The organism is Georgenia sp. Z1344, from assembly GCF_057652375.1.
Map to the genome: position 1 here is coordinate 2,244,014 of NZ_CM172728.1, position 13,562 is coordinate 2,257,575.

A 13,562-nucleotide genomic window follows, 5' to 3' on the forward strand; every position below is an offset into this window, starting at 1 on the left:
CCACCCACCGGCTCCCCTCCAGAACGGCGTCCGCCCAGGTCGGCGCGGCTGTGGCCCGGTAGACCGGGACTGTCTGATCCCACCGTCATGCGTCCGAAAAATCCTGGTCAAGCCGTGGCCCGTGGTCAATCTGTGACTGAGGTGACTGGTCGAGTTCACCGATTGTTCACTTACGACGTGATGTCCGTACACCCGCGGTGCCTAACGTCCCCACGTGGTCGGGCTTTCCCGAACCGGACTCCACTTGTAGAGGATGGAAATACCGTGAAGCTTGCTGGTTCCCGCCGTCTGGCCGGCCTGGCCGCCGTCGGCGCTGTCGCCATGACCCTTGCCGCCTGTGGCGGCGACGACGCCGAGTCGACCGAGGAGGAGACCTCGGAGGAGGAGACCTCCGAGGAGGAGTCCTCCGAGGAGGAGGACACCGAGTCGGAGCCCGAGGAGGCCCCCTCGGAGTCCGAGTCCGAGGAGTCGCCCTCCGAGTCCGAGTCCGAGGGTGGCGACGCCGGTGCGTCCGGCCCGCAGGACCTCGGCATCGACTACGCCTCGCTGTCCGGCACGCTCAACGGCTCGGGCGCCTCCTCGCAGGAGACCGCCATGCAGGCGTGGCGTGACCAGTTCGGCCAGGAGTCGGACGTCACCGTCAACTACAACGCCACGGGCTCCGGCACCGGCCGCGAGCAGTTCGTCGGTGGCCAGGTCTCCTTCATCGGCACCGACTCCTACTTCGAGGGCGACGAGCTCGCCGCCGCCGAGGAGCGTTGCGGTGGGAACCCGATCGTCGAGCTGCCGACCTACGTGTCGCCGATCGCCGTCGCGTTCAACCTCCCGGGCGTCGACACCCTCAACCTCACCCCGGAGACCGTCGCCGGCATCTTCAACGGCGACATCACCTCCTGGGACGCCGAGGAGATCGCGGCGGACAACCCCGACGCCGACCTCCCCGCGCTCCCGGTCATCCCGGTCAACCGCTCGGACGACTCCGGTACCACGGAGAACTTCCAGCAGTGGCTGCAGGAGTCGGGCTCGGGCTGGGAGCACGAGCCGTCCGACGTGTGGCCGATCGACGGCACGCAGTCGGCCCAGGCCACCTCGGGCGTCGTCCAGCTCGTCACCGGCACCGAGGGCGCCGTCACGTACGCCGACGCCTCGCAGATCGGTGACCTCGGCACCGCCGCGATCGGCCTCGGCGACGGCAACTTCGTCGAGTACTCGGCCGAGGCCGCCGCGGCCATCGTCGACGGCTCGGAGCCCGCGGAGGGCGCCACCGAGACGCAGCTGACGATCAACCTGCAGCGCGACGGCTCGATCCCCGACGCGTACCCGATCGTCCTCATCTCGTACCACGCCGCCTGCTCGGTGTACGAGGACGAGGCCGAGGCCGCCAACGTCCAGGGCTTCCTCGCCTACATCGCCTCCGCGGAGGGCCAGTCGGCCGCCGAGGAGTTCGGTGTCGCCCCGATCTCGGACAACCTGCGTGGCCAGGTCAACACCGTGATCGAGCAGATCTCGGCCGGCTGACCCACGCCTGACCACGTCGACGGTCCGGCCCCGAGCGGGGCCGGACCGTCGACGCGCTCACCGACATCCCCTCGGGCTCGTCGGGTCCACCCCGGCCCGGCGCGGCCGGCCCACCCCACCGCCACGGCGACTGGAGCCACCCCGTGTCTGAAGCTGTCACCACCTCCGCACCGCCAGCTGAACGCCCACCGTCCAAGCGGGTCGACGGAGGCAAGGTCCGCACCGGCGACCGGGTCTTCAACGGACTCTCGTTCGCCGCGGGCGCCGTCATCATCGCGGTCCTCGGCGCCGTCGCGCTGTTCCTGCTCCTGCAGTCGATCCCCGCGCTGACCTCCAGCTCGGAGGACGTGGCCGCCGCCGCGCCGTTCACCAGCGGCAACGGCTTCTGGGCCTACGCCGGGATCACGATCTTCGGCACGCTGCTCGCGTCGATCATCGCGCTGATCATCGCCGTCCCGTTCGCGATCGCGATCTCGCTGTTCATCTCGCACTACGCGCCGCGCCGCATGTCCTCCGCGCTCGGGTACGTCATCGACCTGCTCGCCGCCATCCCCTCGGTCGTCTTCGGCCTGTGGGGCATGCGCCTGCTCGAACCGCTCCTGCGCCCCGCGTTCACGTGGGTCTCCGAGACCTTCACGCCCGTGCTCGAGTGGATCGCCGGCAACTGGGGCGACTCCGAGCTCGGCCAGGACCCCGAGCAGTGGTACGGCGGCCTGCCGGGCTTCAGCTACATGGCGGAGAACTTCGAGTGGTGGCCGATCTCGCCGTTCCTCTTCGACTTCACCCCGCCGGCCCGCAACATCCTCATGGGCGGGCTCATCCTCGCCATCATGATCCTGCCGATCATCACGTCCCTGTGCCGCGAGGTCTTCCTGCAGACCCCGCGCCTGCAGGAGGAGGCCTCGCTCGCGCTGGGCGCCACCCGCTGGGAGATGATCAAGCAGACGGTGCTGCCCTTCGGCCGCTCCGGCATGGTGTCCGCGTCGATGCTCGGCCTCGGGCGCGCCCTCGGCGAGACGATGGCCCTCCTCATGGTCCTCTCGCCCGGCCTCGCGGTGAACTTCTGGCTCATGTCCCCGGGGCAGCACGCGACGATCGCCTCGCAGATCGCGCTGTCGTTCCCCGAGGCGCACGCCACCGGTGACCCGGTCGCCGGCCAGGACGTCCTCATCGCGATCGGCCTGATGCTGTTCATCCTCACCTTCGTCGTCAACTACATCTCCCGGGCCATCGTCGCCCGGTACGCCGAGTTCTCGGGAGCCAACGCATGAGCGACACCGACCCCACCGGCCACGTCGGGCGGGAGACCGCCGCGAACGACCAGCTGACGACCAACGCCGGTGCGGCGCTGGGCAAGCGGGTCGGCGACGGCCCGCCGACGCGCGCCCACGGGGCGCCGTCCATCACGAGCCACGGCCGCCGCCTGCCCGGGTGGGTGCAGTGGGTCGTCATCGCCTTCGCGCTGGCCGTCGGCATCTTCTTCGGCATGCGCACCGAGACCTTCGGGCCGGCGGTCGAGACCTGGTCGGACCCGGAGCGCGAGTCGCAGTACTCGCTGCCGCTCCTGACCATCGGGCTCTACGCCGTCGTCACCTACATCGTCGTCATGATCCTCGTGGCCTACCTCTACGAGGGACGTCGCTACGGCGGCGACCGGGTGGCCACCACGATCATCGGCGGCGCGTTCCTGGTCGCGCTCCTCCCGCTCGTCTCCCTCCTGTGGACCTCCATCCAGCAGGGCATCGCGGCGATCTCGTGGAGCTTCCTCACGCACAACAACGTCGGCGCGTCCGTCGCGGACGTCGAGACCGGCCTCGGGCACGCGATCATCGGCACGCTCTACGTCACGCTGCTCACGGCGCTCGTCGCCATCCCGCTCGGCATCTTCACGGCGATCTACCTCGTCGAGTACGGCAAGGGCCCCTTCGCCCGCGCCGTCACCTTCCTCGTCGACATCATGACGGGCATCCCCTCGATCGTCGCCGGTCTGTTCGCCGTCGCGATGCTGACGATGGTCATGGGCCAGCTCGGGTTCGACAGCGCGCCGGCCTACCGCTCCGGCGCGATGGGTGCGGTCGCGCTCATCGTCCTCATGACCCCCATCGTCGTGCGCAACACCGAGGAGATGCTGCGGCTCGTGCCCAACGAGCTGCGCGAGGCCTCCTACGCGCTCGGCGTGCCGAAGTGGCTGACGATCGTCAAGGTCGTCCTGCGCACCTCGGTCGCGGGCATCATCTCGGGTGTCGTCATCGCCGTCGCCCGCGTCATCGGTGAGTCGGCCCCGCTGATGATCACCGCCATGTCGACCGACGTGTTCAACTACAACCCGTTCGACAACTACATGATGACGCTGCCGGTGTACGTCTACAACACGTTCCGCACCGGCAACTTCGAGGCATCCTGGGGCGGCGCGCTCGTCCTCATCTTCATCGTCCTCGTCTTCAACCTCATCGCCCGCTTCGTGGCGGCGATGTTCGCGCCGAAGGGCGAGCGGTGAGCGCCGGCATGACGCACGCACCGACCACCCGTACGGCCTCCCGCACCGCCACCGTCCCCCTCGGCCACCGGCCGGCCCTGAACGGAAGGATCTGACCGAGTGTCCAAGCGCATCGAGGTCAAGGACCTCAACATCTACTACGGCTCCTTCAAGGCGGTCGAGGACGTCACCGTCACCATCGAGCCCCGCTCGGTCACGGCCCTCATCGGCCCGTCCGGCTGCGGCAAGTCGACGTTCCTCCGCACGCTCAACCGCATGCACGAGGTCATCCCCGGCGCGTACGTCGACGGCGAGGTGAACGTCGACGGCCAGAACCTCTACGCCCCCGGCGTCGACCCCGTGGACGTCCGCGGCATGGTCGGCATGGTCTTCCAGCGCCCCAACCCGTTCCCCACGATGTCGATCGCGGAGAACGTGCTCGCCGGCGTGCGCCTCAACAACCGGCGCATCAGCCGCTCCGACGCCGAGGCGCTCGTCGAGCGCTCCCTGCGCGGCGCGAACCTGTGGAACGAGGTCAAGGATCGCCTCGCGCGGCCCGGCTCGTCCCTCTCGGGCGGTCAGCAGCAGCGCCTGTGCATCGCCCGCGCGATCGCCGTCAAGCCCGACGTCGTCCTCATGGACGAGCCCTGCTCGGCGCTCGACCCCATCTCCACGCTCGCGATCGAGGACCTCATCGCCGAGCTGAAGGAGAACTACACGATCGTCATCGTCACGCACAACATGCAGCAGGCGGCGCGCGTGTCGGACAAGACGGGATTCTTCAACATCCAGGGCACCGGCAAGCCCGGTCGGCTCATCGAGTACGACGTCACCGAGACGATCTTCCAGAACCCGGCCAACCAGCAGACCTCGGACTACGTCTCCGGCCGCTTCGGCTGACCTCGCACCACCACGCACGACGACGAACGGCGCCGCACCCTCGCAGGGTGCGGCGCCGTTCGCGGCTGTGCGGGGGCCGGTCGGGGGTACGCGCCGACCGGCGGGGATCAGCTGGCCGAGCCCTCGGCGGAGCCGGTCGTCGGCGAGCTGGTCGAGAGGATGCAGATGCCGTCGCGGTCGTCCGCCTCGTCCCACGTCTCCTGGGTGGGCGTGAGGAGCTGGACCATGTACTGGCTCGAGGCGTAGTCGGTCCCGACGTAGCCCTCGAACGCGTCCGCGCAGGCGGTCTCGAGCTCGGTGCCGACCTCGGTCTGGCCCGGGAACTCGTCGCCGTCGAAGGTGTGGACGAGGTAGACCTCGCCGGTGTGCTCGTCCTCGCAGTCGACCTCCGGGATCTCGGAGACCTGGCCGCCGGTCGCGTCGGACATGTCGAGGCACTGGCCGGCCTCGAACTGCTGGACGGTCGAGCCGCAGGCGGCGAGGAACGGGACGGCGAGCGCGGCGGCGGCGACGGCGGCCGCGCGGCGGGCGTGGGTGGCGCGCATGGGGGAGGAGTCCTTCCGGAAGGGAGAGAGGTCGGAGCCGGTGAGGCCTTGGGAAGGATATCGCCAGCGGGGGCCCGGAAACCCCGCTCGACCGGGGGACTTCAGCCCATGGGGAGCGCGGTGAGGCTCTGGTGGACGATGCCGGCGAGCAGGGCGGAGACGATCCCGACGGCGGGGAGGGTGACGAGCCACGCCACGAGCACCCGGCGGGCGGTCGACCACTGCATGCGGCCGGGCGTGACGAGGCCCGAGCCGATCATGGCCGACCCGATCGTGTGGGTCGTCGAGACCGGCAGCCCGGGGGCGAGCGCGACGACGCCGAACACCGTCACCGCGGCTCCCTGGATGAACGCCCCGCGGGTGACCGCGCGCCCGACCATGAGGTCGCCGAGGGTGGCGATGATCCGGCGCCCGCCCATCGCCGTCCCCGCGGCGAGGGCGCACGCGGTGGCGACGACGACCCAGGCCGGCACCTCCCCGGCGGCCCGACCGGCGAGCGTGAGGGCGAGGACGAGCACGAGGACCGACTTCGCGCTGCTGAGCAGGCCGATGAGCATCGCCGACGCGGTGGTCGCGGCGGCCAGCGCGACGCGGGCGGCCGGTTCCACCCGGTCGGCGGGGGTGGACATCGCCAGCCTGCGGCCCAGCTGCGTACCCGCGTAGGTCACCGCCAGCGCCGCCACGGCGCTGAGGACCATGGGGGCGAGGACACCGGTGCCGAGCCGCGCCCAGTCCACGCGCGCGCCGCTCGTGGCCGCCGCGCCGGCCAGGGCGCCGACGAGCGTGTACGTGGTCGAGACCGGGAGGCCGAGGCGGGCCGCGAGCGCGAGCCAGCCGGTCGCGCAGGCGAGCGCCACCGCGAGGACCGCGAGGCCGGGGTCGCCGCCCGGCAGCTCGGCGACGCCGAGGCCCGCCTGGTCGGACAGGGCCGGGTGGAGCCACCAGCCCGCGAGCGACCCGACGAGCACCATGACGGCCGCCCACCGGGTGGCCGAGCGCGGGCCGAGGGAGCGGGTGGCCACGGCGGTGGCCACGGCGTTGGAGGCGTCCTGGACCCCGACGGAGAACGTGAACCCCAGGCCGAGCAGGACCGCGAGCGCGAGGAGGACGTCCGTCACCGGCGGCCGGCTCCCGCCGCGAGGATCCGCATGTCGACGACGACGTCGGCGCAGCCCGCGACCGCGTCGGCGAGCGCGGCGAGGACGACGTGGGGGGCGGCCGCGGGGGAGCGGTCGGTCGTGGCAGAGGTCGACGCCGTGCGGACGGCCCGCTGGAGGGAGGCCTCGAGGTCCTCCCGGACCCGGGCCGTCTCGCGGGCGATGTCGGCGAGCCGCCCCGTCGCGCGCAGCGCCCCGGTGGCGACGCCCACCAGCTCGGCGGCCCGCAGCACCTCGTCGGCGGCGTGGACGACCGAGTGGTGCGTGGGGGCGGACCGGTCGGCGAGCAGCGTGCGGGACACCCGCAGCAGCGTGCGCACGACGACGCGCTGGGCCGAGAGCACGCGATGGAGGTCCCCGCGCTCGAACGGCAGGACGAGGTCGCCGACGAGGCGGTCCGTCACCTCCTCGCCGAGCCGGTCGGTGCTCCGGGCGATGTCGCCGACCTGCTCGTCGAGCTCGGGGACGTCAGCCGTCGTGGCGCCGACGACCCGGACGAGCAGCATGGCCGTGTCGACCATGAGGCGGGAGCTCGACGCGAGGCTGGGTCCGTCCCCGGACACCACGGACGGGCGGCGCGACAGGCGCACGGCGACTCCAGGTGAACGAGGCGTGACGGGCGGATGAACGGGAACCCTAACAGGCGGGCGCGCGCGATCGAGGGGCCCGTCCGGACGGGGTCCTGGGGTGCCGGGGGACGTCACCGGCGAAGGAGGGACGGCGGACCGGAGAGCGCCTGTCGGCGCGAAGGCCGCTCGTAGCGGCAAATGTTGGAGCCCGGGGCTTTCGCGGCCCGCCGTCGAGATCCAACGTACGCCCTCGCGCCGCCGGCTGTCACGTCCCGGCCGTCAGATCGCTGCCGTCAGCTCGCGGCCGTCAGCTCCCGGCCGGCGCGTCCCGGCGCGCGGGTCGGTCGTCGCCGGTGCCGTCCGCGTCGTCGCCCGGCCGGTCGTCCCCGGACCCCGCCGCTCGGACCTCGAACCGGTAGCCGACGTTGCGCACCGTGCCGATGGGCTGGTCGTGCTCGGCGCCGAGCTTAGCGCGCAGCCGGCGGACGTGCACGTCCACGGTGCGCGTGCCGCCGTAGTACTCGTACCCCCACACGGCCTGGAGGAGCTGGGCGCGGGTGTGGACGCGGGCGGGGTGCGCGGCGAGGTGCCGGAGCAGCTCGAACTCGCGGAAGGTGAGATCGAGCACCCGGCCGCGGACCCGGGCGGTGTACGCCGTCGTGTCGATGACGAGATCGCCGGCCTCGATGACCTCCGCCTCGTCACCCGGGCCGGAGCCGATGCCGGTGCCCGCCCCGGACCCCGCGAGGGCCTGCGCGCGGGCGGGGGCGGAGCGGTCGAGCAGCATGCGCAGGCGGGCCTCGACCTCGGCGGGACCGGCGCTCTCGAGCACCACGTCCCAGGCGCCCCACTCGGTCGAGACGGCCGCGAACCCGCCCTCGGCGAGGACGAGCAGCAGCGGCACGCCCTCCGGCAGCGTCCCCCCGACCCCGGCGGTGCGGCACAGCGCCCGGGCCCCGACGAGGTCGTGGCGCCCGTCGACCAGCAGCACGTCGGCGCGGTCCTGAGCCACGAGCGCGCTCATCGTCAGCGGCGCGAGGGTGACGCGGTGCCGGAGCAGGGCGAGGGCGGGCAGCGCCCGGACGGCACCGCCCGGGTCGGCGGTGAGGAGCACCAGCTCGGCCATCCGCTCTCCTTCGGTCCGGCTGTGCAGTCTATGCGGGTCGGGGGCGCCCGGTTCCCGGCGTACCGGGACGGACCTGGGATGATCGACCGGTGTCGTCGCCGTCCCCGCGCTCCGTCCCGCCCTCGCGGCGCGGGACGTCGCTGCGCGCGGCGCTGACCGCGGTCCTCGCGGCGGTCCTCGCCGCCGTCTCCCTCGGGCCGCCCGCGGGTGTCGCGGTCGTCACCCTCGTGTGCTCGATCCTCCTGGCGGTCGGGCTCCCGCGCCTGCTCGACCTCCCGCACGGCTCGGGCGCCGCCTGGTTCCTCTCCGGCGGGGCGCTCGTCATCCCGGGCGTCGTGTGGTTCGGCGGCCTCGACCGGGTCGTGCTGCTCGTCGCGGGCGCTGTCGCCACCGCGTTCGTCCACCAGATGGTCCGGCGCGACGGCCGGCCCCGGCTCACCGAGTCCGTCGCCGGGGACGTCCTCGGCCTCGCCCTCATGTCCTTCGGCACCGGCTGGTTCGTCGTGGCCCGCGAGCCGGGCGGCGAGCAGTGGGTGACGGCCGGCGCGCTCGCCGTCGTGGTCGGCACGGCATGCGCCGCGCTGCCCGTCACCTCCTGGCTCGCGGCGAGCCTCGCGGTCACGGCCGGCGGCCTCGTCACCGCCGGGTTCGGGGCGCTCGTCCCCGACGTCGGCTGGTGGCGCGGCGCCCTCCTCGGCCTCGTGGTCGGCGTCCTCACCGCCGCGCTGCACCGCACGTCCGCCCGCTCGCCGAGCTCCTCGCGGCTGCGCCCGGCACTCGCCGCCGCCACGATCCCGCTCCTCGCCGTCGGGGCGGTCGTCACCGTCATCCTGCTCGGTACCACGTAGGTCGAGGAGCGCCCCGCCCGGCGACGCCGTCCGCGCGCTCGCCTACCCTGGTGGCATGACGTTCACGTTCCCCGAGGGACTGGCACCCGAGAACTACCCGGTGGCGTGGCTCGTCGGGACGTGGCACGGGTCCGGCGCGATCGGCTACGACGGCATCGACGAGCAGGTCGTGGTCCAGGAGATCGAGGTCGACCACGACGGCGGCCCCTACCTGCGCTGGCAGGCCACGATCTGGCTCGCCGAGCCCGGGCTGTCCGGGCCCGTGGCCAACGAGATGCCCGGCCTCGAGCGCTACGCGAACCTCGTCAAGGGCCAGCAGTGGTCGACCGAGACGGGCTACGTCCGCACGGTGCCCGGCGAGCCGGTCCCCGCCGGGCAGCCCGCCCCGCAGACCGCGGAGCTCGAGGTCCTGCTCGCGGACCCGGCCGGCCACCTCTCGCTGTACGTCGGGCGCTCGCAGCCCGCCCGGATCGAGCTGACCACCGACGCGGTCGTCCGCTCACCCAGCGCGTCCGAGCTGTCGGCGGGCTCCTGGATGCTCGGGCTCGTGCAGTCCGATCTCATGTGGGCGCGGGACATCGCGGCCTTCGGCAAGCCGCTCGCCCCCTACGCCTCCGGCCGGCTCGGACGGGTCGAGTGATGCTGCCCGGCACCGCCCCGGCCGCCGCGCCGGACCTCACCGACTGGCACCCCCAGCCCTCCCCGCTGCTCGCGCGCGAGGGCGCCGTCGAGGGCTCCGGCCCCGACGCCGGCGTGCCGCTCCACCTCGGCCGCCCGGTGCACGAGCAGCGTGCGCTCGAGGCGGGCGACGCGGTCGTCGACCTCTCCCAGCTCGGCGTCGTCACCGTCTCGGGCGCCGACCGGCTCACCTGGCTCGACACCCTGTCCTCGCAGTGGGTCCGGGACCTCACGCCCGGGCAGGCCGCCGAGCTCCTCCTGCTCGACAACCAGGGGCACATCGCGTTCGCGGCCGCCGTGGTCGACGACGCCGAGACCACGTGGCTCGTCGTCGAGGGCGCCTGCGCCGCCCCGCTCGCCGCGTTCCTCGACTCGATGCGGTTCATGCTCGACGTCGAGGTCCGCGTCCGCGCCGACGTCGCGGTCCTCGGGGCCCTCGGGGGCGGCCGCGACCGGCTGCGCGCCGCAGACCCGCTCGCCGTGTGGGACGACCCGTGGCCCGTCACCGCGCCCGGCTCCACCGCCTACGGGCCCGCCGACGCCGACCACCCCGGCGCGGACCACCCGGTCGTCCTCGCCCTCCTCGCGCGTGACCGGCTCGAGGAGGCCGTCGCCGCCGCGCTCGCGCCCGCCGACGCCCGGTCGGTCGGCTCGCTCGCCGGCACCTGGGCGTGGGAGGCCGTACGGGTCGCGGCCTACCGCCCGCGGCACGGCCGCGAGGTCGACGACCGGACCCTGCCGCACGAGCTCGACTGGCTGCGCACCGGCGTCCACCTGACCAAGGGCTGCTACCGCGGCCAGGAGACGGTGGCCAAGCTCGTCAACCTCGGCCGGCCGCCGCGCCGCCTCGTGCTCCTCCACCTCGACGGGAGCGAGCACATCACCCCGGAGGCGGGCGCCCCGGTCGAGAACGACGGCAAGGTCGTCGGCCGCCTCACCTCCGTGGTCCGGCACGGCACCGACGGCCCGCTCGCGCTCGCGGTCGTCAAGCGCTCGGTCCCGACCGACGCCGTCCTCACCACCGGCGGCGTCACGGCCGCGCAAGAGGTCGTCGTCGACCCCTCCGGGGTCACCGACGCCCGGCCGGGCGAGCGGCCCGGCGCGGGTCTGCGCCGCCTGAGGTAGACCCGGTGGCGGACGAGGAGGGGCGCCCCGACCGAGGTCTGCGCCGCCTCGCCCTGCACGCCCGCACGCGCCTGCGGCAGGGGACCCGGCGCGCGCGCTGGGCGTTCGTCCCGTCGGTCGTGGCCGCGGCCGCCGCGGCGCTGGCCTTCCTCATCTCCTCGGAGGTGCTCGGGCACGAGATGCCGATCTTCGCCCCGACGGCGGCGTGGCTCTGCCTCGGCTTCACCTCCGACCGGCAGCTGCGGCGGGTGGCCGAGCTCGGTGTCGGCTGCACGCTCGGGGTCGCCCTCGGGGAGCTGTTCGCCTCGCTGTTCGGCGTCGGGCCGGTCCAGGTCTTCGCCGTCCTCGTCGTCGCCACGATGCTGGCCCGCGTGGTCGACCGGGGCGAGCTGCTCACCTACCAGGCCGGCATCCAGGGGATCGTCGTCATCGCGATGCCGGCGAGCGCGGCGGTGACCGACGGCGCCTTCGGGCGCTGGAGCGACGCCCTCGTCGGCGCCGCCCTCGCGTTCGCCGTCGCGGCGTTCCTGCCGGACAACGCGATCCGTCGGCCCCGGCGCCGCGCGCAGGCCGCGATCACCGACCTCGCCGACCTCCTGCGCACCCTCGGCGAGGGGCTGCGGCTCGGCGACCGCGAGCTCGCCCGGGACGCCCTCACGCTCGGCCGGGACACGCAGCAGGTCCTCGACACGTGGGAGCGCACGGTCCGCAACGCGCGGCAGGTCATCGCGGTCAACCCCACGATGCGCGGCGACCGCGGGGAGGTCCGGCGGCTCGCCCGGGCCTCCGTCCTCGCGGACCGGGCCGTGCGCAACGCCCGGGTCGTGGCCCGCAAGGCGGAGAGCGTGGTCGAGACGGGGCCGCGGCCGGACCTCGCGCGCTCGCTCGACGCGATGTCCTCCGGGCTGCGGCTCCTCGCCGTGGAGCTCGGCCGCGGCGACGCCCCCGACCTCTCGCGCACCCGGCTCACCGAGGCCGCGCACACCCTCGACCCCGACGACTACGCCTCCGACGGCTGGCCCACGCAGACCCTCGTGTCGGTCCTGCGCTCCCTGGTCGTCGACGTCCTCCAGATCGCCGGCATGACCGCCGCCGACGCGCGCACGCAGCTCCCCGCCGTCGACGGCGGCTGGCGGTGGATCGACGCCGAGGACCACGAGGACCACGAGGAGCACGACGACGACGAGCAGCGCCCGGCGTCCTGACCGTCGCCGCGTGCCGGATGCCGCGGCCCGGCAGCTGCACCGGGCGTGCGGCGACTACCGTGTCAGTCATGTTCGCCGCCCTCCAGACCTACGTCATGCTCGCGCTGAGCCTCGGCGCGGTCGTGCTCACCGGGTGGGCGCTCGTCGACTCCCTCATGCGCAAGGACGCGGCCTACGTGGCGGCCGGCAAGCTCCAGCGGCGCGTCTGGATGGTCATCCTCGCGGCCTCGCTCGGCGTCTCGCTGGTGTCGGTGCCGCCGCCGATCGGGGTCGGCGGGGGAGTGGGCGGCCTGCTCTCGCTCGCGGCCGTGGTCGCCGGAGCCGTCTACCTCGCCGACGTGCGACCCGCCGTCCGCGACGCCTCGCCCCGCAGGCGCGGCGGTCGCGGTGGCCGCGGTGGTCGGGGTGGCCGCGGTGGTCGCGGCGGCTTCGACGACCGGCCGCCGACCGCCTGGCGTTCGTGAGGTTCTCGCCGAGCGACCTCGCGCCGCCGCCGCTGCCGCCACGCCGGCACCCCGCCGGCCGGGCGCTGCGATGAGGGCCGTCCTCCAACGCGTCACCCGGGCGGCCGTCCGCGTCGACGGCGAGGTGGTCGGGCAGATCGACCGGCCCGGGCTGCTCGCCCTGGTCGGGGTCACGCACGGCGACGCCGGCGCCCAGGCCGAGGTCGTCGCCCGCAAGATCGCCGAGCTGCGGATCCTCGACGACGAGAGCTCCGTGCTCGACGCCGCCGCGCCGGTCCTCGTCGTCTCCCAGTTCACGCTCTACGGGGCCACCCGCAAGGGGCGCCGCCCGTCGTGGTCGGCGGCCGCCCCGGGGCCCGTGGCCGAGCCGCTCGTCGCGGAGGTGGTCGAGCGGCTGCGCGCGGCGGGCGTCGAGGTGGCCACCGGCCGGTTCGGGGCCCACATGGAGATCGAGATGGTCGCCGACGGGCCGGTCACCGTCCTCGTCGAGTCCGAGCCGGCGGCCGGCGCCGGCGCGTAGTCCGCGGGTCTGGTCAGACCCACTGGACGAGCTGCACCACCAGGCCGTTCGGGTCGCGGTACTGGACGAACCGCTCGCCCCACGGCTCCGTCTCGGGTGGCGTGACGACCTCGACGCCGCGCGCGACGAGGCGTGCGTGGTCGCCGTCGAGGTCGTCGGTCTCCATCACGAGGAGCAGGCCCTCGCCCGCGCTCCCGGCGACGTCGGCCGGGGTGAAGGTCTCCAGCCCGGTGCGCAGCAGGATGACGTTGGAGCCCCCGGCGGGGTGCGCGAGCGAGACGACGCCGTCGTGCTCCATGGCGGTCTCGTACCCGAAGTGCCCGCGGAGGAACCCGGCGGAGGCGCTCGGGTCCGGGACGTTGAGCGAGATCGCGAATCCGGTGGGTGTGAACGACATGGGCTCTCCTTCGTCGTGCTCGTGGTCGACCGGG

15 protein-coding genes are annotated in these 13,562 nt (G+C 73.9%); 10 read left to right on the plus strand and 5 right to left on the minus strand.

The genetic code is table 11. The features are described from left to right. Window positions 1-264 precede the first annotated feature (264 nt). The 4 genes from pstS (at window position 265) to pstB (ending at window position 4,894) form a co-directional block, all read left to right on the plus strand. Window positions 265-1,518 carry a phosphate ABC transporter substrate-binding protein PstS gene (pstS, locus tag AC24FB_RS10170; protein ID WP_425713735.1) on the plus strand — a complete coding sequence of 418 codons (1,254 nt, stop codon included), beginning with the start codon at window positions 265-267 and terminating at the stop codon, window positions 1,516-1,518. A gap of 143 nt (window positions 1,519-1,661) precedes the next feature. Beyond that, window positions 1,662-2,789 (plus strand): PstC family ABC transporter permease, encoded by a 1,128-nt coding sequence (locus tag AC24FB_RS10175; RefSeq protein ID WP_425713734.1) that lies wholly within the window; start codon window positions 1,662-1,664, stop codon window positions 2,787-2,789. Then, window positions 2,786-4,015, plus strand: coding sequence for a phosphate ABC transporter permease PstA (pstA, locus tag AC24FB_RS10180; protein ID WP_425713733.1), 1,230 nt, complete (start codon window positions 2,786-2,788; stop codon window positions 4,013-4,015). Before AC24FB_RS10175 ends, pstA begins: the two co-directional genes overlap by 4 nt. A 99-nt stretch (window positions 4,016-4,114) precedes the next feature. Next, a complete protein-coding gene (gene pstB, locus AC24FB_RS10185) occupies window positions 4,115-4,894 on the plus strand; it encodes a phosphate ABC transporter ATP-binding protein PstB (protein ID WP_425713732.1) in 780 nt (259 codons plus the stop codon). Between the two features lie 107 nt (window positions 4,895-5,001). Here the strand turns inward: pstB and AC24FB_RS10190 are convergent, their stop codons facing one another. The 4 genes from AC24FB_RS10190 to AC24FB_RS10205 all read right to left on the minus strand — a co-directional run bounded on the left by AC24FB_RS10190 (window position 5,002) and on the right by AC24FB_RS10205 (window position 8,291). Then, entirely contained in the window at window positions 5,002-5,439 is a 438-nt protein-coding gene (locus AC24FB_RS10190; RefSeq protein WP_425713731.1) for a septum formation family protein, read from the minus strand. A gap of 101 nt (window positions 5,440-5,540) precedes the next feature. Continuing rightward, window positions 5,541-6,557 (minus strand): inorganic phosphate transporter, encoded by a 1,017-nt coding sequence (locus AC24FB_RS10195; protein WP_425713730.1) that lies wholly within the window; start codon window positions 6,555-6,557, stop codon window positions 5,541-5,543. After that, on the minus strand, window positions 6,554-7,186 hold the full coding sequence (locus AC24FB_RS10200; RefSeq protein WP_425713729.1) for a hypothetical protein: 633 nt from the start codon (window positions 7,184-7,186) through the stop codon (window positions 6,554-6,556). Before AC24FB_RS10200 ends, AC24FB_RS10195 begins: the two co-directional genes overlap by 4 nt. Before the next feature lie 286 nt (window positions 7,187-7,472). Beyond that, window positions 7,473-8,291 (minus strand): winged helix family transcriptional regulator, encoded by an 819-nt coding sequence (locus tag AC24FB_RS10205; protein ID WP_425713728.1) that lies wholly within the window; start codon window positions 8,289-8,291, stop codon window positions 7,473-7,475. An 89-nt stretch (window positions 8,292-8,380) separates the two neighbouring features. Here AC24FB_RS10205 and AC24FB_RS10210 point away from each other — a divergent pair, with 89 nt between their 5' ends. The 6 genes from AC24FB_RS10210 (at window position 8,381) to dtd (ending at window position 13,131) form a co-directional block, all read left to right on the plus strand. Then, window positions 8,381-9,139 carry a hypothetical protein gene (locus AC24FB_RS10210; RefSeq protein ID WP_425713727.1) on the plus strand — a complete coding sequence of 253 codons (759 nt, stop codon included), beginning with the start codon at window positions 8,381-8,383 and terminating at the stop codon, window positions 9,137-9,139. Between the two features lie 55 nt (window positions 9,140-9,194). Continuing rightward, complete coding sequence (locus AC24FB_RS10215) at window positions 9,195-9,779, plus strand: heme-binding beta-barrel domain-containing protein (RefSeq protein WP_425713726.1); 585 nt, start codon at window positions 9,195-9,197, stop codon at window positions 9,777-9,779. Beyond that, entirely contained in the window at window positions 9,779-10,942 is a 1,164-nt protein-coding gene (ygfZ, locus tag AC24FB_RS10220; RefSeq protein ID WP_425713725.1) for a CAF17-like 4Fe-4S cluster assembly/insertion protein YgfZ, read from the plus strand. Before AC24FB_RS10215 ends, ygfZ begins: the two co-directional genes overlap by 1 nt. 5 nt (window positions 10,943-10,947) lie before the next feature. Continuing rightward, window positions 10,948-12,147 (plus strand): FUSC family protein, encoded by a 1,200-nt coding sequence (locus tag AC24FB_RS10225; RefSeq protein WP_425713724.1) that lies wholly within the window; start codon window positions 10,948-10,950, stop codon window positions 12,145-12,147. Between the two features lie 68 nt (window positions 12,148-12,215). Next, window positions 12,216-12,611, plus strand: a complete 396-nt coding sequence (locus AC24FB_RS10230) for a DUF2516 family protein (RefSeq protein ID WP_425713723.1) — start codon at window positions 12,216-12,218, stop codon at window positions 12,609-12,611. 70 nt (window positions 12,612-12,681) lie between these two features. Further along, window positions 12,682-13,131 (plus strand): D-aminoacyl-tRNA deacylase, encoded by a 450-nt coding sequence (gene dtd / locus AC24FB_RS10235; protein ID WP_425713722.1) that lies wholly within the window; start codon window positions 12,682-12,684, stop codon window positions 13,129-13,131. 13 nt (window positions 13,132-13,144) lie between these two features. Here dtd and AC24FB_RS10240 read toward each other — a convergent pair whose 3' ends face one another. Then, window positions 13,145-13,528 carry a VOC family protein gene (locus AC24FB_RS10240; RefSeq protein ID WP_425713721.1) on the minus strand — a complete coding sequence of 128 codons (384 nt, stop codon included), beginning with the start codon at window positions 13,526-13,528 and terminating at the stop codon, window positions 13,145-13,147. Window positions 13,529-13,562: the final 34 nt, after the last annotated feature.

What these genes read in the sequence shown, in the direction of transcription:
- dtd (WP_425713722.1), top strand. Translation starts at nt 12,682, where the DNA reads ATGAGGGCCGTCCTCCAACGCGTCACCCGGGCGGCCGTCCGCGTCGAC.
- pstA (WP_425713733.1), top strand. Translation starts at nt 2,786, where the DNA reads ATGAGCGACACCGACCCCACCGGCCACGTCGGGCGGGAGACCGCCGCG.
- AC24FB_RS10240 (WP_425713721.1), bottom strand. Translation starts at nt 13,528, where the DNA reads ATGTCGTTCACACCCACCGGATTCGCGATCTCGCTCAACGTCCCGGAC.
- AC24FB_RS10215 (WP_425713726.1), top strand. Translation starts at nt 9,195, where the DNA reads ATGACGTTCACGTTCCCCGAGGGACTGGCACCCGAGAACTACCCGGTG.
- AC24FB_RS10190 (WP_425713731.1), bottom strand. Translation starts at nt 5,439, where the DNA reads ATGCGCGCCACCCACGCCCGCCGCGCGGCCGCCGTCGCCGCCGCCGCG.
- AC24FB_RS10230 (WP_425713723.1), top strand. Translation starts at nt 12,216, where the DNA reads ATGTTCGCCGCCCTCCAGACCTACGTCATGCTCGCGCTGAGCCTCGGC.
- ygfZ (WP_425713725.1), top strand. Translation starts at nt 9,779, where the DNA reads ATGCTGCCCGGCACCGCCCCGGCCGCCGCGCCGGACCTCACCGACTGG.
- AC24FB_RS10205 (WP_425713728.1), bottom strand. Translation starts at nt 8,291, where the DNA reads ATGGCCGAGCTGGTGCTCCTCACCGCCGACCCGGGCGGTGCCGTCCGG.